The 25,075-nt window shown below is 65.3% G+C and carries 25 protein-coding genes; 20 read left to right on the forward strand and 5 right to left on the reverse strand.

Annotated features, from left to right (window positions below):
* Nucleotides 1-201 precede the first annotated feature (201 nt).
* From ASB57_RS04365 to ASB57_RS04410, 10 genes are all read left to right on the forward strand, one after another.
* The gene (locus ASB57_RS04365) at nucleotides 202-693 is read left to right on the forward strand and encodes a low molecular weight protein-tyrosine-phosphatase (protein WP_057650881.1); all 492 of its coding nucleotides are present in this window, start codon (nucleotides 202-204) and stop codon (nucleotides 691-693) included.
* Nucleotides 694-1,008: 315 nt separating this feature from the next.
* Nucleotides 1,009-1,554, forward strand: a complete 546-nt coding sequence (gene iscR / locus ASB57_RS04370; RefSeq protein WP_057650883.1) for a Fe-S cluster assembly transcriptional regulator IscR — start codon at nucleotides 1,009-1,011, stop codon at nucleotides 1,552-1,554.
* Nucleotides 1,555-1,582: 28 nt separating this feature from the next.
* Nucleotides 1,583-2,794, forward strand: a complete 1,212-nt coding sequence (locus ASB57_RS04375) for an IscS subfamily cysteine desulfurase (protein WP_057650884.1) — start codon at nucleotides 1,583-1,585, stop codon at nucleotides 2,792-2,794.
* A 53-nt stretch (nucleotides 2,795-2,847) separates the two neighbouring features.
* Complete coding sequence (gene iscU, locus ASB57_RS04380; RefSeq protein ID WP_057650886.1) at nucleotides 2,848-3,234, forward strand: Fe-S cluster assembly scaffold IscU; 387 nt, start codon at nucleotides 2,848-2,850, stop codon at nucleotides 3,232-3,234.
* Nucleotides 3,235-3,236: 2 nt separating this feature from the next.
* Nucleotides 3,237-3,560: an iron-sulfur cluster assembly protein IscA gene (iscA, locus tag ASB57_RS04385; RefSeq protein ID WP_057650889.1), complete on the forward strand. Its 324-nt coding sequence runs from the start codon at nucleotides 3,237-3,239 to the stop codon at nucleotides 3,558-3,560.
* Nucleotides 3,561-3,562: 2 nt separating this feature from the next.
* Entirely contained in the window at nucleotides 3,563-4,096 is a 534-nt protein-coding gene (gene hscB, locus ASB57_RS04390; RefSeq protein ID WP_057655903.1) for a Fe-S protein assembly co-chaperone HscB, read from the forward strand.
* An 81-nt stretch (nucleotides 4,097-4,177) separates the two neighbouring features.
* Nucleotides 4,178-6,046: a Fe-S protein assembly chaperone HscA gene (gene hscA, locus ASB57_RS04395; RefSeq protein ID WP_057650891.1), complete on the forward strand. Its 1,869-nt coding sequence runs from the start codon at nucleotides 4,178-4,180 to the stop codon at nucleotides 6,044-6,046.
* A gap of 9 nt (nucleotides 6,047-6,055) precedes the next feature.
* Nucleotides 6,056-6,397 (forward strand): ISC system 2Fe-2S type ferredoxin, encoded by a 342-nt coding sequence (fdx, locus tag ASB57_RS04400; protein ID WP_057650892.1) that lies wholly within the window; start codon nucleotides 6,056-6,058, stop codon nucleotides 6,395-6,397.
* Nucleotides 6,397-6,591, forward strand: coding sequence for a Fe-S cluster assembly protein IscX (gene iscX / locus ASB57_RS04405; protein WP_057650895.1), 195 nt, complete (start codon nucleotides 6,397-6,399; stop codon nucleotides 6,589-6,591). Before fdx ends, iscX begins: the two co-directional genes overlap by 1 nt.
* A 91-nt stretch (nucleotides 6,592-6,682) precedes the next feature.
* Nucleotides 6,683-7,579 carry a methylglyoxal synthase gene (locus tag ASB57_RS04410; protein WP_057650898.1) on the forward strand — a complete coding sequence of 299 codons (897 nt, stop codon included), beginning with the start codon at nucleotides 6,683-6,685 and terminating at the stop codon, nucleotides 7,577-7,579.
* 167 nt (nucleotides 7,580-7,746) lie between these two features.
* Here ASB57_RS04410 and lysS read toward each other — a convergent pair whose 3' ends face one another.
* The 3 genes from lysS to prfB form a co-directional block, all read right to left on the reverse strand.
* On the reverse strand, nucleotides 7,747-9,267 hold the full coding sequence (lysS, locus tag ASB57_RS04415; protein ID WP_057650900.1) for a lysine--tRNA ligase: 1,521 nt from the start codon (nucleotides 9,265-9,267) through the stop codon (nucleotides 7,747-7,749).
* Between the two features lie 8 nt (nucleotides 9,268-9,275).
* On the reverse strand, nucleotides 9,276-10,031 hold the full coding sequence (locus tag ASB57_RS04420) for an SDR family oxidoreductase (protein WP_057650902.1): 756 nt from the start codon (nucleotides 10,029-10,031) through the stop codon (nucleotides 9,276-9,278).
* A 72-nt stretch (nucleotides 10,032-10,103) separates the two neighbouring features.
* A protein-coding gene (prfB, locus tag ASB57_RS30255) for a peptide chain release factor 2 (RefSeq protein ID WP_156414061.1) occupies nucleotides 10,104-11,208 on the reverse strand; the annotation gives its coding sequence in 2 pieces (ribosomal slippage) (nucleotides 10,104-11,126 and nucleotides 11,128-11,208; 1,104 coding nt in all).
* A gap of 366 nt (nucleotides 11,209-11,574) precedes the next feature.
* Between prfB and ASB57_RS04425 the strand changes: the two genes are divergently transcribed.
* Nucleotides 11,575-12,882, forward strand: a complete 1,308-nt coding sequence (locus ASB57_RS04425; RefSeq protein ID WP_057650904.1) for an MFS transporter — start codon at nucleotides 11,575-11,577, stop codon at nucleotides 12,880-12,882.
* Between the two features lie 55 nt (nucleotides 12,883-12,937).
* Here the strand turns inward: ASB57_RS04425 and recJ are convergent, their stop codons facing one another.
* Together recJ and ASB57_RS04435 are read right to left on the reverse strand one after the other, a co-directional pair.
* The gene (gene recJ / locus ASB57_RS04430) at nucleotides 12,938-14,638 is read right to left on the reverse strand and encodes a single-stranded-DNA-specific exonuclease RecJ (RefSeq protein WP_057655904.1); all 1,701 of its coding nucleotides are present in this window, start codon (nucleotides 14,636-14,638) and stop codon (nucleotides 12,938-12,940) included.
* Nucleotides 14,620-15,639 carry a hypothetical protein gene (locus tag ASB57_RS04435; RefSeq protein WP_057655905.1) on the reverse strand — a complete coding sequence of 340 codons (1,020 nt, stop codon included), beginning with the start codon at nucleotides 15,637-15,639 and terminating at the stop codon, nucleotides 14,620-14,622. Before ASB57_RS04435 ends, recJ begins: the two co-directional genes overlap by 19 nt.
* A gap of 178 nt (nucleotides 15,640-15,817) precedes the next feature.
* Between ASB57_RS04435 and ASB57_RS04440 the strand changes: the two genes are divergently transcribed.
* From ASB57_RS04440 to greB, 9 genes are all read left to right on the forward strand, one after another.
* Complete coding sequence (locus ASB57_RS04440; RefSeq protein ID WP_057655906.1) at nucleotides 15,818-17,050, forward strand: lipoprotein-releasing ABC transporter permease subunit; 1,233 nt, start codon at nucleotides 15,818-15,820, stop codon at nucleotides 17,048-17,050.
* The gene (gene lolD, locus ASB57_RS04445) at nucleotides 17,043-17,717 is read left to right on the forward strand and encodes a lipoprotein-releasing ABC transporter ATP-binding protein LolD (protein WP_057650906.1); all 675 of its coding nucleotides are present in this window, start codon (nucleotides 17,043-17,045) and stop codon (nucleotides 17,715-17,717) included. Before ASB57_RS04440 ends, lolD begins: the two co-directional genes overlap by 8 nt.
* 41 nt (nucleotides 17,718-17,758) lie before the next feature.
* Nucleotides 17,759-18,565, forward strand: coding sequence for a TatD family hydrolase (locus tag ASB57_RS04450; RefSeq protein WP_057650908.1), 807 nt, complete (start codon nucleotides 17,759-17,761; stop codon nucleotides 18,563-18,565).
* A gap of 235 nt (nucleotides 18,566-18,800) precedes the next feature.
* Nucleotides 18,801-19,037: a hypothetical protein gene (locus ASB57_RS04455; protein ID WP_057650910.1), complete on the forward strand. Its 237-nt coding sequence runs from the start codon at nucleotides 18,801-18,803 to the stop codon at nucleotides 19,035-19,037.
* 266 nt (nucleotides 19,038-19,303) lie between these two features.
* Entirely contained in the window at nucleotides 19,304-19,627 is a 324-nt protein-coding gene (locus ASB57_RS04460; RefSeq protein ID WP_057650912.1) for a DUF4148 domain-containing protein, read from the forward strand.
* Nucleotides 19,628-19,855: 228 nt separating this feature from the next.
* Nucleotides 19,856-22,510 carry a DNA internalization-related competence protein ComEC/Rec2 gene (locus tag ASB57_RS04465; RefSeq protein ID WP_057650914.1) on the forward strand — a complete coding sequence of 885 codons (2,655 nt, stop codon included), beginning with the start codon at nucleotides 19,856-19,858 and terminating at the stop codon, nucleotides 22,508-22,510.
* 135 nt (nucleotides 22,511-22,645) lie between these two features.
* Nucleotides 22,646-23,581 carry an alpha/beta fold hydrolase gene (locus ASB57_RS04470; protein ID WP_057650916.1) on the forward strand — a complete coding sequence of 312 codons (936 nt, stop codon included), beginning with the start codon at nucleotides 22,646-22,648 and terminating at the stop codon, nucleotides 23,579-23,581.
* Nucleotides 23,582-23,618: 37 nt separating this feature from the next.
* Nucleotides 23,619-24,461 (forward strand): 3',5'-nucleoside bisphosphate phosphatase, encoded by an 843-nt coding sequence (locus ASB57_RS04475; RefSeq protein WP_057650918.1) that lies wholly within the window; start codon nucleotides 23,619-23,621, stop codon nucleotides 24,459-24,461.
* 13 nt (nucleotides 24,462-24,474) lie between these two features.
* Nucleotides 24,475-25,023 carry a transcription elongation factor GreB gene (gene greB / locus ASB57_RS04480; protein WP_057650919.1) on the forward strand — a complete coding sequence of 183 codons (549 nt, stop codon included), beginning with the start codon at nucleotides 24,475-24,477 and terminating at the stop codon, nucleotides 25,021-25,023.
* Nucleotides 25,024-25,075: the final 52 nt, after the last annotated feature.

Here is a 25,075-nt window from a genome sequence, read left to right on the forward strand (position 1 = left end):
GGACACACCGTGTTTTGTGTGTGTCAGGTAAATGTCAACTTCGGTTCGCTCAGGGATTCAGAGTTTCAATCGCTGCCTTAGTTTTTTTAAATAAGTGATTAATTTCATTGGCATTATTGACCCCGACGGCAAGCGGGGCAGGGTTGGCCGACCGGCAAAAAAAGCTTGCCTTCTTGCGGGTTTTCCCGCAGACTACCGCACATGATGACCAAGGTTCTTTTCGTTTGTAAGGGCAACATCTGTCGCTCGCCGAGCGCAGAGGGTGTGTTCCGTCAGTTGATCAACGACGCCGGACTCGGCGAAGTCGTGCGCGTCGATTCCGCTGGAACGCATGCTTTCCATATTGGCGAGGCGCCGGATGCACGCGCCCAGGCTGCCGCACGCAAACGCGGCTATGAAATCAACCATCGCGAAGCCCGCCAGGTGTCGCTGGATGATTTTCGAGACTATGACCTGATTCTCGCCATGGACTGGGAAGACCTGTCCGATTTGCAGCGCCAATGCCCGAAGTCTTATCAGCACAAGCTGAATCTGGTCATGCGCTTTGCAAACGAGTACGAAGAGGCCACCGTGCCCGATCCGTACTATGGCGGTCCGGAAGGCTTCGGCAAGGTGCTGGATTATCTGGAAGATGCCTGTCAGGGCTTGCTGGAACTGGTGCGCAAGCGCGCTACCCAGTACCAGGCTGCTTGAAGACGTAAACGGAAAGAACAATCCAGCTTCGCAGCGACAGGGCGGGGCAGGAATCAGACGGCGGCAATTGGCCGCCGTTGTCACGTCTGGATTTCGCTGATTTTATTCAGCCGGCTGAAAGTCTTGAAAGCCGTCCGTGGTTTTCCAGCGGCCGCGCGGGCGTCCAGCCTCGGGCGCCACGGTAGAGCTACCCTATCATGCCTAGGGTTTCTTACCAAATTAGTCGGGAATTGGTTATACTTGAGGCAATTGCTCAGGTATTGCGCCCCCGGCTTTTTCTTCGGGGCATTCACACCGGAATTTAGGAAACTCACCATGCGGTTGACCACCAAAGGGCGTTTCGCGGTGACTGCCATGATCGACCTGGCTATGCGGCAGCATAGCGGTCCGGTCACCCTCGCGGCCATCAGCCAGCGTCAGAACATCTCTCTCTCGTATCTCGAACAATTGTTCGGCAAGCTCCGTCGCCACGAATTGGTCGACAGCGTGCGCGGACCCGGCGGCGGCTATTCCCTGGCCCGCCTGGCGCGCAACGTCACGGTTGCCGACATCATCTTCGCCGTCGACGAGCCGCTGGACGCAACCAGCTGCGGCGGCAAGCAAGACTGTACGAGCGGCAAGGACGGCAAGTCGGGCAAGTGCATGACCCACGAACTCTGGGCCACGCTGAACCGCAAGATGGTCGATTACCTCGACTCCGTCTCCTTGCAGGATCTGGTCGATCAACAGCGCGTCCGCCAGCTGCAAGAGGCGAACAACACCAACCAGAATGGCACCACGGTACGCGTCAATCGCGTGCCGGGCAGCACCAGCGCGGGAACGGCGACGCCCGTTTCCGGCAATACCGCGGCGGCTGCTTGAAGGTTTAAAAGATCAGGAGCTGTACGAAATGACCACTCGTCCCATTTATCTCGATTATTCCGCCACCACCCCTGTCGACCCCCGCGTGGTCGACAAGATGGTGCCCTGGCTTTACGAAAACTATGGCAACCCGGCCTCGCGTAGCCATGCCTTCGGCTGGGAAGCGGAAGACGCCGTCGAGCGCGCCCGTGAAGAAGTCGCCAAGCTGGTGAACGCGGATCCGCGTGAAATCATCTGGACCTCGGGCGCCACGGAATCGGACAACCTGGCGATCAAGGGCGCGGCGAATTTCTACGCTGAACGCGGCAAGCACATCATCACGGTCAAGACCGAGCACAAGGCGGTGCTGGATACCTGTCGTGAACTGGAGCGCCAAGGTTTTGAAGTCACCTACCTGGACGTGCTGGATAACGGCCTGATCGACCTGAACGTGTTCAAGGCGGCACTGCGGCCGGACACCATCCTGGTTTCGGTGATGTTCGTGAACAACGAAATCGGCGTGATCCAGGACATCGAGACGCTGGGCGAAATCTGCCGCGAAAAGGGCATCATTTTCCACGTCGACGCCGCGCAGGCGACCGGCAAGGTGGAAATCGACCTGCAGAAGTTGAAAGTCGATCTGATGTCCTTCTCGGCGCACAAGACCTACGGTCCCAAGGGTATCGGCGCGCAGTACGTGCGCCGCAAGCCGCGTATCCGTATCGAAGCGCAGATCCATGGCGGTGGCCATGAGCGCGGTTTCCGCTCCGGCACGTTGCCTACTCACCAGATCGTCGGCATGGGCGAAGCCTTCCGCCTGGCGCGCGAGGAAATGGGCACGGAAAACGAGCGTATCCGTATGCTGCGTGACCGTCTGTGGGCGGGCCTGTCGCAGATCGAAGAGGTTTACCTCAACGGTGACATGGAACAGCGTGTGCCCCATAACCTCAACGTCAGCTTCAACTATGTTGAAGGCGAGTCCTTGATCATGGCGGTGAAGGAATTGGCCGTGTCCAGCGGTTCCGCCTGCACGTCGGCAAGCCTGGAGCCTTCCTACGTATTGCGTGCCCTGGGCCGCAACGACGAGCTGGCCCACAGTTCGATCCGCTTCACCATCGGCCGCTTCACCACCGAGCAGGAAATCGACTTCACGGTTGACTTGCTCAAGAGCCGGGTCGGCAAGCTGCGCGACATGTCGCCGCTGTGGGAAATGGCCAAGGAAGGCATCGATTTGAATTCCGTGCAGTGGGCTGCGCACTGAAATAGAGACATCACCAGACGACGCACGATGAAGTGTGGCGTGGAGAAAACATCATGGCATATAGCGAAAAAGTTCTGGATCACTACGAAAACCCCCGCAACGTCGGTTCCTTCGAAAAGGGCGACGACTCCGTGGGCACCGGCATGGTCGGCGCGCCCGCCTGTGGCGACGTGATGAAGTTGCAGATCAAGGTCGGCACCGACGGCGTCATTGAAGATGCACGGTTCAAGACCTATGGCTGTGGCTCGGCCATCGCCTCCAGCTCCCTGGTCACCGAATGGGTGAAGGGCAAGACGCTGGACGAGGCGCTGAACATCCGCAATACGCAGATCGCCGAGGAACTGGCTTTGCCGCCGGTGAAGATCCACTGTTCGATCCTGGCGGAAGACGCCATCAAGGCGGCTGTGCTGGATTACAAAGAAAAGCACGCGGTGAATTGATCATGGCTGTTACGCTCACTCAGCAGGCGGCGAACCACATCGACCGCTATTTGCAACGCCGCGGCAAGGGTGTGGGCTTGCGCTTGGGCGTCAGGACCACCGGCTGCTCAGGCATGGCCTACAAGCTGGAATACGTGGACGCGCCCGACCCGGCCGACGAAGTGTTCGAAAGCCACGGCGTCAAGGTGTTCGTCGATGCCAAGAGCCTGTCGTATATCGACGGCACCGAGCTCGACTACGCCCGCGAAGGCCTGAACGAAGGGTTCAAGTTCCGTAATCCCAACGAAAAGGCGACCTGCGGCTGCGGCGAGTCGTTCACGGTGTAGTGTTGGCCGCTGACGATCACTTCAGCTTGTTTGGTTTGCAGGCGCGGTTCGCGCTTGATGTCCCGGCCCTGGAACGCGAGTGGCGCGTGGTGGCGGCGCAAGTCCACCCCGACCGTTTCGCCACCGCGGCACCGGCGGAAAAGCGGGTTGCCATGCAGTGGGCGGCGCGCGCCAATGAAGCCTATCGCACCCTGCGCGACCCGCTGTTGCGGGCGCGCTATCTCTGCGAACAGGCCGGTGTCGACCTGCAGACGGAAAGCAATACGTCCATGGATCGCGCTTTCCTGATGCAGCAGATGGAATGGCGCGAAATGCTGGACGAAGCCCGCGCCTCCCGCGACAATGCGCACGCTTTCGACGCCTTGCGCGCGGAGCTGGCGCAGGCCGACGCGGCCATGCAGGAAGTCCTGGCGGACTTGCTGGATGCCCAAGGCGACGTAGCCGCGGCCGGCGCGAAGATCAGGGAGTGGATGTTCGTGCGCAAAATGGGCCAGGAAGTGGCGCAGGCGGTGCAGTCCGGGCATCCTGCCGATTAGCGATCACGGTTCCGCGCTGGCGCGGAGCCGTACAACGGCGCCACGGCTTAGTCCGGCGCCGTTCAACGATACGAATCCATCATGGCTCTATTGCAGATTTCAGAACCCGGTGACTCGCCCGCGCCGCATCAGCGCAAGCTGGCGGTGGGCATAGACCTGGGTACGACCAATTCTCTGGTGGCGGCGGTGCGCAGCAGCGTGCCGGAAGTCCTGGTGGACGAGCAGGGGCGTGCCCTGCTGCCGTCGGCGGTGCGCTACCTGGCCGATGGCCAGCGGCTGGTGGGGCATGATGCCCTGACCGCGCAGGCTGAAGATCCGGCCAACTCCATCGTGTCCGTCAAACGCTTCATGGGCCGCTCGGCCGAAGACGCGCGTGCCAGCGGCGCCGCCTATGATTTCGTGGATGCCCCGGGCATGGCGCGCTTGCGCACCGTGCAAGGCGAGCTGAGCCCGGTCGAGGTGTCCGCGCACATCCTGGAACGCCTGCGTCTGCGCGCTGAAGCCGTGCTGGGTGACGATCTGGTGGGCGCGGTGATCACCGTGCCGGCTTATTTCGACGACGCGCAGCGCCAGGCCACGCGCGATGCCGCCCGGCTGGCGGGCTTGAGCGTCCTGCGCCTGCTCAACGAGCCGACCGCGGCCGCCATCGCCTACGGGCTGGAAAACGCCGCCGAAGGCGTCTATGCCGTGTATGACCTGGGTGGCGGCACCTTCGATATCTCCATCCTGCGCCTGACCAAGGGCGTCTTCGAAGTCATTTCCACTGGCGGCGACACGGCCCTGGGCGGCGACGATTTCGACGCGCTGGTCGCGGCTTACGTGCTGGATGCCGTGGCCGGTGAGACGGCCGAGTGGTCGCGCCACGATCGTCGTGCGCTGACCGTGGCCGCCAAGGCCGCCCGCGAGCGCTTGACCGCGGCCGAGTCCACCACGGTGGATGTGCGCCTGCAGGACGGCCGCACGGTCAGCCAGGCGCTGACGCGTGCCCAGTTCGAGGACATGGCCGCCGCGCTGATCGAACGCACCTTGGCCACCGCGCGCCGCGCGCTGCATGATGCCAATCTGGAAAAAGCCGACGTGCGTGGCGTGGTGATGGTCGGCGGCGCCACGCGCATGCCGGTCGTGCGCGCCAAGGTGGGCGAGTTCTTCGGCCAGACGCCCTTGACGGACCTGGATCCGGATCAAGTGGTGGCGCTGGGTGCGGCGCTGCAGGCCAATCTGCTGGCAGGCAATCGCGCGCCGGGTGAGGACTGGCTGTTGCTGGACGTCATCCCGTTGTCGCTGGGCCTGGAAACCATGGGTGGACTGGTCGAGCGGATCATTCCGCGCAACAGCACCATTCCCGTGGCGCGCGCGCAGGAGTTCACCACCTTCAAGGACGGGCAGGGGGCCATGAGCTTCCACGTTTTGCAGGGCGAGCGCGAGCTGGTCACCGACAACCGTTCGCTGGCGCGTTTCGAATTGCGCGGCATTCCGCCCATGGTGGCGGGCGCCGCCCGTATTCGCGTGACCTTCCAGGTCGATGCCGACGGGTTGCTGGGTGTGACGGCGCGCGAGCAGAGCACCGGCGTGGAAGCGTCGGTCACCGTCAAGCCTTCCTATGGTCTGTCCGACGACGAAATCAGCCGCATGCTGGCCGACGGCATGGCGTCGGCCGACGCCGATGCACAGGCGCGCATGTTGCGTGAGCAACAGGTCGAAGCGCGCCAGCTGGTCGAGTCGGTGCAAGCCGCGCTGGGCGCCGACGGCGACCTGCTGGACACTGAAGAGCGCGCCAAGGTGGATGCCGCCCTGGTGGCCGCCGCGGCGGCCCAGGAACTGACCGATACCGACGCCGTGCGCGCCGCCGTGCAAGCCTTGTCCGACGTGACCGAGGACTTTGCCGCCCGCCGCATGGACCGCAGCATTCGCCGCGCCCTGTCGGGTCGCAAGCTGGACGAAATCGCCTGAATTTTTCTTATGCCTAAACTTACCGTTTTGCCTCATCCCGACGTCTGCCCCGAGGGCGCCGTCATCGAAAACGCGCCGCAGGGCGTGTCGATCTGCCGCGTGCTGCTGGACAACCATATCGAGCTGGAGCACGCCTGCGAGTTGTCCTGCGCCTGTACCACTTGCCATGTGGTCGTGCGTGAAGGTTATAACTCCCTGGAAGAGGCCACCGATTCCGAGGAAGATCTGTTGGACCGGGCGTGGGGGCTGACGTCGACGTCGCGCCTGTCCTGCCAGGCCAAGATCGCCAACGCCGACGTGACCGTGGAAATCCCGCGCTACACGATCAATCATGCCAAGGAGAACCATTGATGAAATGGGTCGACACGTTGCAGATCGCCGAAGCCCTGTACGACGCGCATCCGGATGTGGATCCGGCCACGGTGCGTTTCACGCAATTGCGTGACCTGGTGCTGGCCTTGCCGGATTTCGATGATGATCCCGCCCGTTCGGGGGAAAAGATTCTGGAAGCCATCCAGCAGGCGTGGATAGACGAGGCTGCCTGAAGCTTGGCTCCAGCGGTATCATGCAGGCCGGTTGTCCCTACGGATAACCGGCCTTTTGCATTTCGCGTCCATACCCTCGAGCGAGCGAATCATGTCCCTTCCCATCCTGCGTTTTGGCCTGGCAGCGAACCGGCTGCATCATGAGACGCCCAACGCGGCCTTGTTCGACTGGTTGCGCTGCTGTTCCGGCTCGATCCGCGAGCTTGGTGTCCAGCTCTATACGGTGGGACGTACGCACGATGCGATATCACGCGAAGGCATGCTGCAAGGCTATCCCGGCTTGATACGCTATCCGTATGGCCGTGAAGGGGGCCTGATGAAGCTGGTGGCCCGGGTCACGGAAGGGCGCGACGGCAGCCAGCCTTTCGACGGGGCCATTTATCTGATCGATCCCGTCGATCCTTCGTCGATTTTTCCCGAGGCGCTGGCGCTCAAGCGGCAGTGCATCACGCATGGGAAGCCTTTCGTGTCGACCTTGGCGGGGGCCATTGAATGGATCGAGGTGGAACGTGTGCTGGCGGGACTGGCGCCGGATCCCGCCGTGTCGCGCCTGCTGGATTTTTCGCGTCAGACCGTGGCCCTGATCGCGCATGACGCGTTGAAGGATCAGATGGTCGATTTCGCCGATACGCACTTCGATCTGTTGTCCCGTTTTTCGCGACGCGTTGCCACCGGGACCACGGGTGGGCGTTTGAACGATCTGGCATGGTCGCGCGGCTGGCCGTCGGACAAGCCCTGGGTGCATCGGTATTTGAGCGGGCCCTTGGGGGGCGATGCGCAGATCGGCGAGTTGGTGCTGGAGCATCAGTGCCAGCGGGTGATCTTCTTCGAGGATCCCCATGTGGCGCGCCAGCACGAGGCCGATATCCAGCTGCTGGAACGAGCCGTGCGAGTCGTCACCGCCACGGCGTCATGCGCGACGTCACCCGCCGTGGCCCGGCGCTGGGCCCAGGCAATGGAGCAGCGCCTGCAACAGCTGGGCGCCTGATAGCCGCGCGGCAAGCCTGCGGTCCCCGCGCGACCGGGCGGTAGGGCTGCGCTTGGAGCGTACGAGCTGACCCCGGCCGCGCCACCCGCATCCGCGTCATTGCCAACCCCCGACGAAAAAGGCCACCCCTTGGGGTGGCCTTTTAAATCAAACCCGTGCCGCCAGGCTCAATCTTCCCGCCGCAGGTGCGGGAACAGAATGACGTCCCGAATGCTCGGGCTATCCGTTAGCAACATCACCAGACGATCGATCCCGATACCGCATCCACCGGTAGGCGGCATGCCGTATTCCAGCGCCCGGATGTAGTCGGCGTCGTAATACATGGCTTCCTCGTCGCCCGCATCCTTGGCTTCCACCTGCGAGCGGAAGCGTTCGGCCTGATCTTCCGGGTCGTTCAACTCCGAGAAACCATTGGCGATTTCGCGGCCGGTCATGAACAGTTCGAAGCGCTCCGTGATGCCCTCGCGGGTATCGGACGCGCGCGCCAGCGGCGAGACTTCCACCGGATAGTCGATGATGTAGGTCGGCCGCCATAGCTTGGCTTCGGCGGTTTCTTCGAACAGCGCCAATTGCAGGGCGCCCAGCGCGGCGCGCGCCAGCGGAGCCTTGTCGACGTCGGCGCCCAGCTTCTTCAGCTCGGCGCGCACGAAGGCGACGTCGTCCAGTTGCGCCTGCGTGTAGCCCGGCGCGTACTTCAGGATGGCCTCACAGATGGTCAGGCGGTCGAAGGGCTGCGACAGATCCAGCTCGCGTTCCTGATACGTCAGCACGGCGCTGCCGGTGGCGGCGATGGCGGCCTGGCGGATCAGTTGTTCGGTGAAGTCCATCAGCCAGCGGTAGTCCGTGTAGGCCGCGTAGAACTCCATCATCGTGAATTCCGGATTGTGACGCGGGCTCACGCCCTCGTTACGGAAGTTCCGGTTCACTTCGAACACGCGCTCGAAGCCGCCCACGATCAGGCGCTTCAGATACAGCTCGGGCGCGATGCGCAGGAACATCTGCATGTCCAGCGCGTTGTGATGGGTGGTGAAGGGCTTGGCCGCCGCGCCGCCAGGGATGGGGTGCAGCATCGGCGTTTCGACTTCCAGGAAGCCGGCGTCGAGCATGAACTGGCGAATGCCGCCGATGGCCTTGCTGCGCGCAGCGAACGTGCGGCGGGTCTCTTCGGTCATCACCAGGTCGACATAGCGCTGGCGGTAACGCAGTTCCTGGTCGGACACGCCGTGGAACTTGTCCGGCAGCGGGCGCAGCGACTTGGACAGCAGGCGCGCCTGCGACGCATGAAGGGAAAGCTCGCCCTTGTTGGTCTTGAAGACCGTGCCTTCGATCGCGATGATGTCGCCGATATCCCACTGCTTGAACGCCGCGTAGGGCTCTTCGCCCAGGGTGCCCCGGTCCAGGTAGATCTGGATGCGGCCGGTGGCGTCCTGCAAGGTGGCGAAGCTGGCCTTGCCCATGACGCGCTTGAGCATCATGCGGCCGGCGACCTTGGCCACGCGGGCCGTGGCGACCAGGGCTTCCTGGTCCTGTTCGTCGTACTTGGCGTGCAGTTCGTCCGCGTGCGCGTCCGGCACGAAGTCGTTGGGGAAGGCGACGCCGCTTTCGCGCAGCTTGGCAAGCTTGGCGCGGCGCTCGGCGATCAGCCGGTTTTCGTCTTGCGCGGTGGTGGCGGGCGAGTTATCGGTCATGGCGGGATTCAATCGTAATTGCGGATGTCGTCGATTTCGGTCTGGCCGAAGTCGTCACGTTCGAGATAGGCGGCGATGCGCGCGGCGACGTTGGTCGGCGCGGACAGCTTGCCGCTGGCGTGCATGTCCTGGAAACGGGACAGGGCGGGGAAAGCGGAGGGATCGCTGGCGCGGATGGCCACCTGCATGTCGGTATCGACCACGCCGGGGGCCAGCGACACCACGCGGGCGCCGTCCGTGCCCTGTTCCTGCTTGAGGACGCGGGTGTACATGTCCAGCGCCGCCTTGGTGGCGCAGTAGACGCCCCAGCCGGGGTTGGGATTGCGCCCGGCGCCCGAGGAGATGTTCAGGACGCGGCGGTCGGCCGCCAGGCCCTGGGTCGCCGCCAGGAAGCGCGCGGTCAACAGCATCACGGCGCTGACATTGAGGTTGAAGGCCGTGGTGATCGCGGCGGCATCTTCCAGCTGGTCGCCCCGTGCCACCGGCTGCACCGTGCCGGCGTTATTGATCAGCAGATAGCGGCTGGCGTCGCGCGGCAAGTCGGCTGCGATGCGCGCGGCGGCGGCGCCGGCCGCGGACAGGTCCGACAGGTCGACTTCGATCTGCGTCAGCGTGGCGCCCTGGGCCGCGGCATGCGCCTGCAGTTCGGGGTCGTTGCGGCGGGCCAGCGTGGCCAGGCGCACACCAGGTTTGGCAAGCGCGCGGGCGAGGGCGGCGCCGATGCCGCGTGAGGCACCGGTAAGGACGACAACAGTTTGGGTCATGCCGGATCCTGCTTGGATTGGGTTTATGGGAAAACCGGACGAAGCGCGGCGCGCCAGGCGCCGCGTCCCGCCTTAGACCGCTTGTTTCAGGCTGGCCTGAATGAAGGGGTCGAGGTCGCCGTCCAGTACCTTCTGGGTATTGGAGATTTCCACGTTCGTGCGCAGGTCCTTGATACGGCTCTGGTCCAGCACATAGGAACGGATCTGGTGGCCCCAGCCCACGTCGGTCTTGGAGTCTTCCAGCTTCTGCTGCTCGGCCATGCGGTTGCGCATTTCCAGCTCGTACAGACGCGATTTCAGCATCTGCATGGCTTCGGCGCGGTTGCGGTGCTGGGAGCGGTCGTTCTGGCACTGCACGACGATACCGGTCGGATTGTGCGTGATACGCACGGCCGAGTCGGTCTTGTTGATGTGCTGGCCACCGGCGCCGCTGGCGCGGTAGGTGTCGACACGCAGATCGGCCGGGTTGACCTCGACTTCGAAGGAGTCGTCGATTTCGGGATAGACGAACACGCTGGCGAAAGACGTGTGGCGGCCGCCGGACGAGTCGAAGGGGCTCTTGCGCACCAGGCGGTGCACGCCGGTTTCCGTGCGCAGGTAGCCGAAGGCGTATTCGCCTTCGATCTTGATGGTGGCCGACTTGATGCCCGCCACTTCACCTTCCGATTCTTCCAGGATCTCGGCCTTGAAGCCTTTGCGCTCGGAATACTTCAAGTACTGGCGCAGCAGCATGGAGGCCCAGTCCTGCGCCTCGGTGCCGCCGGCGCCTGCCTGGATGTCCAGGAAGCAGTTCAGCGGATCGGCCGGATTGGAGAACATGCGGCGGAATTCCAGGCCTTCCAGCTTTTGCTGGAACGCGTCGGCGTCGCCTTCGATGGATTCCAGGGTGGCGTCGTCATCGTCGGACGCGGCCAGGTCGAACAGCTCGCGCGAGTCGGCCAGCCCTCCGCCCAGTTCGGTGAGGGTGCCCACGACATCTTCCAGGCTTTTCTTTTCCCGGCCCAGATCCTGTGCGTGCTTGGGGTCGTTCCAGACGTCCGGGTTTTCCAGCTCGGCGTTTACGACCTGGAGGCGCTCATCTTTGGCATCGTAGTCAAAGATACCTCCGTAGAGCCTGTTCGCGCTCGGCGTAGTCGGCGAGTCGGGCGGCGAGCTGGTTCTGACGTTCGGCTTCCATGGCAATCCTAAGGCGGTCTAATTGACGAAACCTGCCATTTTAGCCTGCCTTGGCGGCGGCAGGTGCGCGGCAGGGCCGGCGGGGCGAATCCCGCTGTTTTTTGGCGTCCGGCGAATGCTCCGACCAAAGATTCCGAAAGTTCGCGTTGCCGTCGCCGGGGAAGCGGGATTTCAGCGGCGTCCAGGGAGATAGTGCCACTGACTCCTGGGGCCGCAGCGACGGCATGACGGTCGCGTCTACGGGGCGTTGGTGCTATAAATTCCGCCAATAAACAAAAAAGTAACGCCCCTGGCCCCTGCCAGAAAATCAATACGGCGTCGGGAAACCGTCCATCGTGACGGTTCTTTATAAAAGAGAGGAGACGGTATGGAGAACGTTGCAATGCCGGGGCAGGCCCCGGCCTCCGTGAGCTCGGAGGACACGCTTTATCGCAAGGTCACCTTAAGGCTGGTACCTTTTCTGGTGCTTTGCTATGTGGTGGCGTATCTGGACCGGGTCAATGTCGGTTTCGCCAAGCTGCAGATGCTGTCGGATCTGCAGTTCAGCGATACCGTTTACGGCCTGGGCGCGGGGATATTTTTCTTGGGCTATTTCCTGTTTGAAGTGCCCAGCAACATTATCCTGCACAAGGTTGGTGCGCGCCGCTGGATCGCCCGCATCATGATCAGCTGGGGCATCATCTCGTCGGCCATGATCTTCGTGAAGACGCCGACGATGTTCTACACCTTGCGTTTTCTGCTGGGCCTGGCCGAGGCCGGTTTCTTCCCAGGCATTATTCTTTATCTCACCTACTGGTTTCCCCACGCGCGGCGCGGGCGCATCACCACCTTCTTCATGACGGCGGTGCCCCTGTCGGGCCTGATCGGCGGCCCGATCTCCGGCTGGATCATGCATACCTTCCATGGCGATCACGGCATGGCCGGCTGGCAGTGGCTGTTCCTGCTGGAAGGGATTCCGTCGGTGATCATCGGTGTGATCGTGCTGCTGTGGCTGGACGATCGCATCAGCCACGCCAAATGGCTCACCGATAGTGAGAAAGCGGTGCTGAGCCGCAATATCGAAGCGGAGGAGCGCGCCAAGGAAGATCCGCCGATCCGCGAGGCAATGACCAAGCCGCGGGTGTGGGCGATGGCCAGCATCTACTTTTCCTTCGTGATGGGCCTGTATGGCGTCGGGTTCTGGATGCCGACCCTGATCAGCAATACCGGCGTGAAGGATCCCCTGTATATCGGCTTGCTCACGGCGATCCCCAATCTGTTCGCGGTGGTGGGCATGATCATCATTTCGCGCAACTCCGACCGCAAGCACGAGCGGCGCTGGCATCTGGCCATTCCGGCGTTCATCGGCGCCATCGGCCTGGTCGGTTCGGCGGTCTGGTCCGGCAACACCTGGCTGGCCATTGCGTCGCTGACCCTGGCGAATATCGGCATCTGCACGGTCTTGCCGCTGTTCTGGAGCCTGCCGACGGCCGTGCTGGGCGGCACCGCGGCGGCGGCCGCCATTGCGCTGATCAACTCGGTAAGCAACCTGGCGGGTTTCATCAGCCCGTATCTGGTGGGCTGGTTGAAGGACCAGACAGGGTCGACCAGCAGCGGCATCTATGTGCTGGCGGCTTGCCTGTGCGTAGGGGCGTTGGTGGCCTTGGCGCAGCCGGCGCGGCTGGTGAACCGCTGAAGCCGGGAGCCGGGAGCCGGGACGGGGCGCTGCGCGCCTGGTCCCGGTCCGCGGCTCAGGACGCGTGTTCGATGACCAGCTGGACGGACACCATGCCGTTCCAGATGTTCTGTTCCAGGCGATACGCCACATCGATGGTATCCGGCAGCAGTTGCGCGTGGCCGAACCAGATGGCCTCGAAGCGCTGCTGGCCCCGTTCCAGCGACAGCTTGAGGTGCTTGTCACCCAGCAGCCGCTGGCTCCGTACCTGGAACGTGTCGAAGAACAGGGGGGCCGCGAAGCCCGCGCCCCAGACCTGCTGTTGCAGCAGGCCGGCGACTTCGGCGTTGGCGTAGCCGGATTCCAGCGAACCGTCGGTTTCAAGGACAGGCTCGAAGCTGTCGCGCCCGGTCAATTCGCGCACGGCCGCGTCGAAGGCGGGGCCGAATTGCGCCAGGCCGTCGCGACCCAGGGTCAGGCCCGCCGCCATGGCGTGACCGCCGAATTTGCGGATCAGGCCCGGGTTGCGCTTGGACACCAGGTCCAGGGCGTCGCGCAGATGCACGTCGGGAATCGAGCGGCCGGAGCCGCGCAATTCATCGTCGCCGGCGGGCGCGAAGGCCAGGGTGGGGCGCCAGTATTTTTCCTTGAGACGTGACGCGACCAGGCCGACCACGCCCTGATGCCAGCTGTCGTCGAACACGCACACCGTGGCGCCGACCACGTCGGCGCTCGTTTCCAAGGTGGCCAGCGCCTGTTCGCGCATGGTGGTTTCGATGCTGCGGCGTTCGCGGTTGATCGCGTCCAGCTGGCGCGCGATGTCCAGGGCTTCGCCTTCGTCGTCCGTGGTCAGGCAGGCGATGCCCAGGCTCATGTCGGCCAGCCGGCCCGCGGCATTGATACGCGGGCCCAGGGCGAAGCCAAGGTCGAAGCTGTTGGCGTTACGCGGCTCGCGGGCAGCGACGGCGAACAGCGCGCGCAGGCCGGCCTGCATGCGGCCACTGCGCATGCGTTGCAGACCCTGCGTGACCAGCAGGCGATTGTTGGTGTCCAGCTTGACCACGTCGGCCACCGTGCCCAGCGCCACCAGGTCGGCCAGCGCGTCCAGGCGCGGGCCGCCATCGGCGGGGAAGACGCCGCGCCGGCGCAGTTCCGCGCGCAGCCCCAGCATCAGGTAGAAGATGACGCCGACCCCCGCCAGGTTCTTCGACGGGAAGCCGCAGCCCGGTTGATTGGGATTGACGATGGCCAGGGCGTCGGGCAGCTCGTCGCCGGGCAGATGGTGGTCCGTGATGACCACGTCCATGCCGGCCGCATTGGCGGCGGCAACGCCGTCGACGCTGGCGATGCCGTTGTCCACCGTGACGAGCATGTCGGGCTTGCCGGCCGGATGGCGGCAGGCCAGCTCGACCACCGCCGGCGACAGGCCGTAGCCGGTTTCGAAGCGGTTGGGCACCAGGAAGTCGACCGTCGCGCCCATCATGCGCAAGGCGCGCAGGCCGACTGCGCAGGCCGTGGCGCCGTCGCAGTCATAGTCGGCCACGATAAGCATGCGGCGGCCTTGCTGGATGGCATCGGCCAGGACGCGGGCGGCGTGTTCACAGTGCGTCAGCCCGGCGGGCGGGATCAGCGCGGGCCACCCCAGGCGGACGTCGTCGGGATGCGCGACGCCGCGCGCGGCCCACAGGCGCGCCAGCAGTGGATGGATGCCCGCGCCTTCCAGCACGCGGGTGATTTGAAAATCGGCGGGACGTACAGTCAGGCGCGGGGTGACCACCAGGCGCTCCAATTCTTTGCGGACGAGGGCAGCCAGCCCAACAGGCGGCTGCGCGGTTTCAGGGTGAGGTTGACTTGGCGGTCGCGCCCAAGCAGCAGCAGTTCGACCGCTTGCGTGGGCAGGCCACGAGGGTCGGACAGGGGCTTGAATACGCGCGCGTCCATCTGTTGCAAGGCGTTGAGCCAGGTTCCCCAGTCTTCAGCGGTGAAGGCGGGAAGCAGGTCTTCGATGACTTGCGGCGGCGGGGTTGTTGCGGTCGCAGGCATTGCTGCCCAGGGTGTCGCGCCACCATAAAGCCACAAGGTGTTCACCGGCGGCAGGCCGCGCGCGGCGCGGGCTTCGTTGACCGGATGGTCATGCCAGACCATCTGGATCTCGTTCATCAGGCGGCGCCAGGGACGCAGGGCGCCGTCCTGATTCCACCATCCTGACAGCGACTGGCCGCCCACGGCGGCGGGGCTGGCGGTAATGGGGTGCAGGTCAGCCGGCAGGCGAACGCGCCAGCGGCCTGGCGCCAGCGAGTGGGCGCTGAAGCCCGTGCCCTCGAACAGGGGCGCGGCGGCGGCAAACAACGCGGCGTCTTCTTCGGCGGTCAGCCCCAGCGCTTCGACGGGCAGCAGATTGGCGCTTTCGGTGCTCAGGGCGACGTGGGTCAGGTCGGCGATCCAGACCGGGGCGGGGTCGGCGGTCGCCGCGGCGGCATCCGAAGCGGCCAAGACGGGCGCGGCCGGATCAGAACCTGGCGCGCGTCCGGCGCGCGCCAGCAGCGGCCCCAGGCCGGCGCCTACCTGCTGACCGGGGGCTGACCGGAAGCCGGCCTGTTCCAGTTGCCATGCTTCATAGGACGTACAGCCGGCGTCATGGGGGTCGAACGCCAAAACGCTGGCGTCGGCGGCCCGCAGCCAGGCGTGCAGAGTGGGGGCGGTGGTGGGCAGGCGCTTGGCCAGCTCGTCCGCGATGGGCGGGCTGGCCGGCAGGGCGCCGGGAAGGACGATAAGCATGGCGGGATTGTAGTGTGTGGCGCGCGGCCGGCGGGCGCCCGCGCCGCCCTCGTTCACAACCCTCACATATATTTGCAATCCAGGTGAAGCCGGGACTGGCGGCCCTGCGCCGTAATGCCATAATGCGCGGGTGCTGAAAATACCCTACGAATTTTGGATCGGCGCCCGCTATGCGGGTATGGCCCGGATCACCAAGCGTCGCGGCCGCCGCGATCGTTTCATCTCGTTCATCGCCGCCAGTTCGATGGCGGGCATTGCCCTGGGCGTGGCGGCATTGATCGTCGTGCTTTCGGTCATGAACGGCTTCCAGAAGGAAGTGCGCGACCGCATGCTGTCGGTGCTCCCGCACATCGAGCTCTACGTGCCCGGCGCCGACGCCGATCGCGTGCTGGGCCAGTGGCAGGACATCGCCAAGGACGCCGAGCGCAACAAGGAAGTCCAGGCCGCGGCTCCCTTCGTCGCCGCGCAGGGCATGATCGTGCGGGGCCAGAGCCTGCACGGCGTGCAGGTGCGCGGTATCGAACCGGACCTTGAAGGCAAGGTGTCGGACATCCCCAAGCAAATGGTGGCCGGCAAACTCGACGACCTGAAGCCCGGCTCTTTCGGCGTGGTGCTGGGGCGCGATCTGGCCAGCAGCATGGGCCTGGTGGTGGGCGATACGGTGTTGATGCTGGCGCCGCAGGCCTCGGTCAGCCCGGCCGGCTTCGCGCCGCGCATGCGGCAGTTCACGGTGGTGGGCGTGTTTTCGTCCGGCCACTATGAGTACGACTCTTCGCTGGCCTTTGTCGATAACCAGGACGCGGCGCGCGTCTTCCGCGATACCGGCGTGGCCGGCGTGCGGCTGCGCATCGCCGATATGCAACAGGCGCCGCAGGTGGCGGCGCAATTGCAGCAGACCCTGCCGCGCTATGTCAGCGCCAGCGACTGGACGCGCAACAACCGCACCTGGTTCGCCGCCGTACAGACCGAAAAACGCATGATGTTCCTGATCCTCGCCCTGATCGTGGCGGTGGCGGCGTTCAATCTGCTGTCGTCGCTGGTGATGGCCGTCAAGGACAAGCAATCGGACATCGCCATCCTGCGTACCCTGGGCGCCAGCCCGGGCGAAGTGGCGCGTATCTTCCTGGTGCAGGGCGCGCTGATCGGCATCGTCGGCACCCTGATCGGCGTGCTGGGCGGCATGTTGCTGGCTTATAACATCGACGTCATCGTGCCTTTCATCGAACGACTGCTGGGCGTGCATTTCCTGCCGCGCCAGGTGTATTTCATCAGCGAGTTGCCTTCCGACCCGCAGTCCTCGGACATCATCAGCATCGGGGTCACCTCGCTGGTGCTGTCGCTGCTGGCCACGCTTTATCCCAGCTGGCGCGCATCGCGCCTGCAACCCGCGCAGGTGCTTCGCCATGACTGATTTCGCTTTGCATGCCGAAGACCTCGTCAAGTACTACGACGAAGGCGGCGCCCGCGTCGACGTATTGCGGGGCGTCAGCCTGAGCATCGCCCGGGGCGAAATGCTGGCCATCGTGGGCGCGTCCGGTTCGGGCAAGAGCACCCTGTTGCACATCCTCGGTCTGCTCGATGCGCCCACGACGGGCGCGGTGACCGTCGACGGCGTGGCAGCGGCCGGTTTGAGCGAGTCCGCCAAGAGCGACCTGCGCAATCGCAGCCTGGGTTTCGTCTACCAGTTCCACCACCTGTTGCCGGAATTCTCGGCGCTCGACAATGTGGCCATGCCCTTGATCGTGCGCCGCATGAACCGGGACAAGGCGCGGGCCGCCGCGGCGGAAGTGCTGGAGCAGGTGGGCCTGGCGCAGCGTGTCACCCATTATCCCGGGCAATTGTCGGGCGGTGAGCGCCAACGCGTCGCCTTGGCGCGGGCGCTGGTGACCCGGCCTGCCTGCGTGCTGGCGGATGAGCCGACCGGGAATCTGGACCGGGGCACGGCCCACAATATGTTCGAGCTGCTCACCCGCGTGAACAAGGAATCGGGTACGGCGTTTGCCATCGTCACGCACGACCGTGAACTGGCCGGCCGCGCCGACCGGCAATTGGCCATGGAAAACGGCCGGCTGGTCTGATCGTCGGCCGGGCGGTCGTCCCTACCTCTTCGGGAGCTGCCATGCTGATCGATACCCACTGCCATCTGGACGCCGCCGAATTTGACGGCGACCGCATGCAGGTGGCCGCCCAGGCCTCCGCGGCGGGCGTGCGCGGTATCGTCATACCCGCCATCGGCCGCGCCAACTTCGATACCGTCCGCGATCTGGCGCATGTCACGCCCGGGGGCACTTATGCCTTGGGCATCCACCCCCTGTTTGTCGAGCGGGCCTGGGATGACGACCTGGTGGCCTTGCGGGCGGCGGTGGAACAGGCGATGGGCGATCCCCGCTTTGTCGCGATCGGCGAGATCGGCCTGGATTTCTTCGTCAAGGACATCGCGTCCGGGCCCGCGCGGGAGAAGCAGGAGCGCTACTACGCCGCGCAACTGGACCTGGCCGCTGAATTCAATCTGCCGGTGCTGCTGCATGTGCGGCGCTCGCAGGACATCATTCTTAAATACCTGCGACAACGCAAAGGCCTGACCGGCATTGCCCACGCCTTCAATGGCAGCGAACAGCAGGCGCAGGGTTTCGTCGATCTGGGTTTTGCCTTGGGCATAGGCGGCGCCATGACGTTCGAGCGGGCCCTGCAGATACGCCGTCATGCGAAGGAATTGGCGCTGGAACACCTGGTCCTGGAGACCGATGCGCCGGATATTCCGCCCGCCTGGCTGCACGAACCGGATCGGCGCAATACGCCGGGGCAGGTGGCGGGTGTCGCGCAGGCCCTGGCCGAGCTACGCGGAATCAGCGTCGCCGCGGTGGCGAGCGGGACGGCCGCGACGGCCTTGCGGGTGATACCGCGCCTGGCGCACGCGCTGGGGTAGGGCCCCGGGGTCAAGGCTGCGCGGTAAGGCCCTGGGGTAAAACCGAAGTCTTACTTGGATTCAGCGGTTACCGATTGATAATGACCGTGGATAAGCACGTTTGGTGGAATCGACTTTCCCAATACCCAGGGTTAATCCCGGCTGGCGGCAGGCGCAGAATGCTTCTAACGGGTTCAGCGGAGGTGTCTGCCAGGCAGGCCCTCTACCCGGGTTACACGGACTAGGAGAGACTGCCATGAAAAAGACCCTCGTTACCTCGTTGATTCTTTCTTTCGCGCTGATCGGCGCTGCTCAAGCCACGCCGCGCGGCGATTCCGATAACGAACCGTTCCAAGGTTCGGGCGACCAATCCCAGGCAATGCCGGATCAAAGTGCCCCGCAGGCGCTGAACAGCGTGCAGCAATTGCCGCAGGATCAGCAAAGCCAGGTGGCGATGGGCGATCCGGACAACGCGCCTTTCCAAGGTAGCTAAGCGTCGCCAGCTTTGATGGTTAGCAGTAAGTAGCAAGGCCCCACCGGGTAGTAACGTGGCCCCGTCACTCAGACGGGGCCACTTTTATTTGATGCTTTCGGCGTCACTGTCATCAATTAGTAGTAAATATGGAATAGTGATTTCGATATATCCGGGTTTATCCCTAGGTCATGGCAGCGCAGAATGCAGTCCATCGGGAACAGCAACAGACCGCCGGAATTAGCCGGTCCCGTCTGCCCCCACTGTCAAGGACTAGGAGAACTGCCATGAAGACCATCGCTACCTCGCTGATTATTTCGTTTGCCCTGATCGGTGCCGCCCAAGCCGGTACCCCCCGTGGTGACGTCGACAACGTGCCTTTCCAAGGCACCTACGGCCAAGCCGACAGCTCGACCAGCCGCGCTCAGATCCAGGCTGAACTGGAACAAGCCAAGACCCAAGGCATCGTCGCCTTCGGTGACATCGACAACGCTCCCTTCGCCGCGCAAGCCGAATCGAACGTGTCGCGTGCCCAAGTCGCTGACGAAGTTGCCAAGACCCCCGGCGCCAGCGCGTTCGGCGATCTGAACAACGTGCCTTTCCAAGGCTGATAGACCCCCTGCACCTTGGTACTCCCCTCACCAAGGTGGCCCCCGGCGAGAGGCGGGGTTGTCTTAGGAAGTCCTCTCGATGAAGGTGATCGGCCCCGTTCTTACGGGGCCGATTTTTTTTGCTCCTGTTTTGCTCCAGCTATTGCCCTGGGCAGCGTGCTGATTTGGGCATGCTGTGGCCAGGACGCGGCGCCGTTTCGCTAGGATTCGAATTTTTGAGGGTCGCGCATGCGGTGTCGCGCGGTGTTGTTGACCTGGGTGGCGGCGGTCGCGGCGGTGCAAACCCTGGCTACGTTGCCCAGCGGGATCGCGTGCGGCGGCATGGCCTTGCTTGCGGTGGTTTTGCTTGGCGCGGCCTGGGGCGCGGCGCGAATCTGCGGCGAGCCGTATGCGCGCTCGCGCAAGGGGGTTTGCACGGCCGCGTACTGCCTGGCGGCCGCTTGCGCCGGGGTCGCCTACGCGTCGGAGCGCGCCGCGTGGCGGCTCGCCGACGCGCTGCCGGACAGGCATGACAACGAAGTCGCCCGTGTCTTGCTGCGTGTCAGGGGCTTGCCTGTGCGGCAGGCGGATCACGTCCGCTTCGACGCGGACATCCTGCAGGCGGTTCCGGGGCCGGTGCCCGGGAAAATCCGCGTCGATTGGTGGGCTCAGGGCCGCGACGCGGTGCTGCCCGCGTTGGCGCCGGGGCAGGTGTGGCAGATGGCCCTGTTGTTGCGGCGGCCCTACGCGGCACTCAATCCGCATGCGGCTGACGCGTCCGCGCGGCTGTTCCATGATGGCGTCCGCGCGCTGGCATCCGTGCGCGGCCGGCCGCGCCGCGTCACCGCCTTGCCCGGGGAGCCGCCGCTTGCCGTACAGGACGGACTATTCGCCCGGTTCGCGGTCGGAGTGGATTCGATACGTCACGGTTTGCGCGAGCGGCTCTCCGCCACCCTGCAGGGACGGCGTTACGGCGGGGTAGTCATCGCTTTGGCCCTGGGTGACCAGACGGCGATCGGGTTGGATGACTGGACCGTATTCAATGCCACCGGCGTGACGCATCTGGTCTCCATCAGCGGGCTGCATGTCAGCCTGGTGGCGGGCCTGGCCGGACTGGCCTGGACCGGGTGTTGGCGCCGGCTGCGCTGGCGCGGCCTGGGCGCGGCCGAATGGGTGCCGGCGCAGGTGGCGGGCGGCTGCGCGGCATTGGGCGTGGCTGCTATTTATTGCGTGCTGGCTGGATGGGGCCTGCCCGCGCAACGGACGTTTTTTATGCTGGCGGTCGCGGTCGTGGCCTGGATACTGCGGCTGCGCTGGTCGCCGAGCCGCGTCTTGAGCCTGGCGGCGGCGATCGTCACGCTGATCGATCCCTGGGCGCCGCTGGCCGCGGGGTTCTGGCTGTCCTTCGGCGCGGTGGCCGTGCTCATGGCCAGTGGCGGCCGCGGCTTGCGGCAGCCCGAGGGCGCGGCGCCTGCCGCGACGTTGCCGGTTGAGAGGCAGAAAACGCGTGTGCTGGGCGCGGTCGGGCCGATCCTGCGCCGTCAAGGCGCACGGTTTTGGGCCGGCACGCGTTTGCAGTTGACCATCAATGTCGCGCTGGCGCCTGTCCTGGCGGTGCTGACGCAGCAGCTGTCCCTGGCAGCCCCGCTGGCCAATGCCTTTGCGATTCCGGCAATCAGCCTGGTCGCCACGCCGCTGGCTCTGGTTGCCACGGCGCTGCACGCCCTGCCGTTGGCCGACGCCTGGCAGGTTGGCGCGAAGGGTGTGGCGCTGGCCGCCCACGCCGTCATCGCCTGGACCTCGGCGCCGTTGGCGTGGCTGGCGCGGCAGGATTGGGCAGTGCGTCCGCTGGCGGCACCGCCGGTGGCCTTGTTGATGCTGGCGCTGGCGGGCGGCGCCTGGGGCTTGATGAGGGCTGCCTGGCCGGCGCGCGGATGGGGCTGGCTGCTGCTCTTGCCCGCCTTGACCTGGCGGCCAACCGGCCCCGCGCCTGGCGCGTGGTCCATGACCGTATTGGATGTGGGGCAGGGCGGCGCGGCCGTCGTTCGCACGGCGGGTCACGTCTTGCTGTTCGATACCGGCCCGCGTTCGCGCAGCGGCAGCGACGCGGGCACGCGAGTGGTGTGGCCTTATCTTCGCGCTGAAGGCATCACGCGCATCGACACGCTGGTGGTGTCGCATGGCGACCTGGATCATGCCGGCGGCGTGGGGGGCGTCTTGGCGGGGGCGCCGGTGGTCGATACGTATGCGTCGTTCAATCTGCCGGCGCGGCTGCGAGCGGGGGCTTATGACATCGCCGAGGGCGCGCTCGGGGGCTTGGAGCGGCCTGGTGGCCATCGCACCGACCTCGATCAACGCAGGCTGGGGAATTTCCGGCGTTGCCGGGCGGGCCAGTCGTGGACAGCCGACGGTGTGCGCTTCGATTTCCTGCATCCAGTCTTGCGCGACGACGTTGGCGACCTTGCCGCCGACAAAAGGGGCATGGCCGCCGCCGCGCATGGCGGCAGCCATGCCGGCCGCAGCAACGACAATGGCTGCGTCCTGCGTATCCAGGGGAGATATCACTCGGCGCTGTTACCCGGCGATATCGGTGTCGACCAGGAGGAAGCGCTGGCCGCTACGTTGGGCGGCAGCGACGTCGTGCTGGCGCCGCATCATGGGTCGGCCACGTCGTCGGGCGACGCTCTGGTGCAGGCCGCCCGGGCCACGCATCTGGTCGTTCAGGCCGGTTATCGCAATCGCTTCGGCCATCCCGCGGATCGCGTGCTGCGGCGTTGGCTACGCGCGGGGGCGGACATCTGGCGCACGGACCAGGATGGCGCCGTCCTGGTCGATTCCACCGCGGACGGCCTGCGCTTGCGGGCCCTGCGCGAGGAGCGGGCGCGCTATTGGCATGGGCGTTGAGGCGCGCGGCCGGGGCAGCGGCGGCGCTTGCCGGCCCAGCCCGGCCGTCATGGGCGCGACCGCGGTCCTGGCATAAGATAGGGCAACCCGGCGCGTCCCGCGCGCACGTTTTCCGACCTTGTCCAGGAGCCCCGGATGTCGTCTCCCCGTCTCGATTTCGTCACCTGCGCCAGCCCGATCGGCATGCATCGCTTGGCCTACTGGGAGTGGGGCGATCCGGACAATGAAAAGGTTCTGCTGTGCGTGCATGGCCTGACGCGCACCGGTCGGGATTTCGATACGCTGGCGCGCCGCATGGCAGGCGAATATCGCGTGATCTGCCCCGATGTGGTCGGCCGCGGCGCGTCGGACTGGCTGGCCAATCCGGCCTTCTACACCGTGCCTCAGTATGTGGCGGACATGACGACCTTGCTGGCCCGCTTGCAGCCGGCCACCTTGCATTGGGTCGGCACCTCCATGGGCGGCATCATCGGCATGGCCTTGGGCGGATCGGCGATCCTGTCGCATCGGATCCGTGCCGCGGGGGTGGGGCGGCCCGCCGGCGGGCCGGCCTTGCCGGACACCGGCTGGCATATCGCCAAGATGGTGATCAATGACGTCGGGCCGCGGCTGGCGTCGGAGGCCATCGCGCGCATCGGCGAGTACGTCGGTACGCCGGTGGAGTTCGCCGATTTCGACAGTGCGGTGGCCTATGTGCGCGACGTGTCGGGATCTTTTGGCCCGCACACCGACGAGCAGTGGCGCGAACTGACGGCGCACGTGTTCGTCGAGCGCAATGGCCGCTGGGGCAAGCACTACGATGTGAACATTGCCGTGCCGTTCGCCGTGCGGGACGAGGCGGCGGTCGAGGCCGGCGAGCAGTTCCTGTGGCAGGCCTATGATGCCCTCGACTGCCCCTTGCTGATCATCCGGGGCGAACAGTCCGACCTGCTGACCCCCGCAACGGTGGCGGAGATGGGCCAGCGCAATCCGCGCGCCCGGGCGCTCGAAGTCGCGGGTGTCGGGCATGCGCCTACCCTGATGGCCGACAGCCAGATCGCCCCGGTGGCGCATTTCCTGCTGGAGGACTGACGCGCCTACAATAGGCCGATTCAGAGCCCTTGCCACCATGCCCAGTTATTCCAACGTCGATCTGCATTGCCATTCCCGCGTCTCCGACGGCGTTCTGTCGCCGCGCGACGTGGCCGCGCGCGCCTTTGCCAATGGCGTCGATATGTGGGCATTGACCGACCATGACGAAGTGGGGGGGCTCGCCGAAGCCGGCGCTTCCGCGGCCGAGCTGGGCCTGCGTTTCATCACCGGGGTGGAAATCTCGGTGACCTGGGCGGCCCGCACGGTGCATATCGTCGGCCTGGGGTTCGACGCCACCAATACCGACCTGGTGGAGGGACTGCGCGCCACCCGGGCCGGCCGCGCCGACCGCGCGCGCCAGATCGGCGACCGCCTGGCGGACATGGGCATGCCCGGCGCCTTCGAAGGCGCCTTGCCCTTCGCGGGCAATCCGGAATTGATCAGCCGTACCCACTTCGCCCGCTACCTGGTCGAGGCGGGCTATTGCCCGGACGTGCAGACGGTCTTCAACAAGTACCTGGGGGACAATTGCCCCGGGCAGGTGGCCATCCAGTGGGCCACCCTGGCCGAAGCCGTGGGCTGGATCCTGGGCGCCGGCGGCCGGGCCGTCATTGCCCACCCGGGCCGCTACAAATACACCCCCCTGCAATTCGACGCCTTGTTCGATGAGTTTCTCGCCCTGGGCGGCGTCGGCATCGAGGTCAATACCGGCAGCCACACCGCCGACGAAGCGCGGCGCTACGCGGACGTGGCGCGCCAACGTGGATTCCTGGCCTCTTGCGGGTCGGATTTCCACAGTCCGCAGGAAAGCCGGCTGGACCTGGGCCAACTGCCGCCGCTGCCGCCGGACCTGCGTACCGTCTGGCACGACTGGGATTGATGGGCACCCCGCGATGAACAAAGCTTTCGTGAAAGAGTCCGAGCAGGACGACGATGAGGACCTGCCGCAGGCCCAGGCCCTGCCGCCGGGGACGCGTAACTACATCACCCCGCAGGGCTATACCCGCCTGCGTGACGAGCTGGCGCAACTGATGACGGTTGAACGCCCCGCCGTGGTGCAGGTGGTGTCCTGGGCCGCGTCCAATGGCGACCGGTCGGAAAATGGCGATTATCTTTACGGCAAGAAGCGTTTGCGCGAAATCGACCGCCGGATGCGCTTTTTGACCCGCCGCCTGGATATCGCCGAGGTCGTCGACCCGGCCACCCAGCCCAATCGCGACCAGATTTTCTTCGGCGCGACCGTACTTTATCTGGATAAAGCGGGCGATGAGCACCAGGTTTCCATCGTCGGGGTCGACGAAGCCGAACCCCTGGCCGGCAAGATCAGCTGGATCTCTCCGGTGGCCCGCGCCCTGATCAAGGCGCGCGAGGGCGACGCCGTGACCCTGCGGACCCCGGGGGGCGTGGAGACCCTGGAAATCCTCGAAGTGCAGTATCCCTGACGAGAACAGGGACGAAACAAGCCTGCTTGTCCGATACCGGCGCCAGGAGCGG

This window comes from Bordetella sp. N (assembly GCF_001433395.1).
GTDB lineage: Bacteria > Pseudomonadota > Gammaproteobacteria > Burkholderiales > Burkholderiaceae_B > Bordetella_C.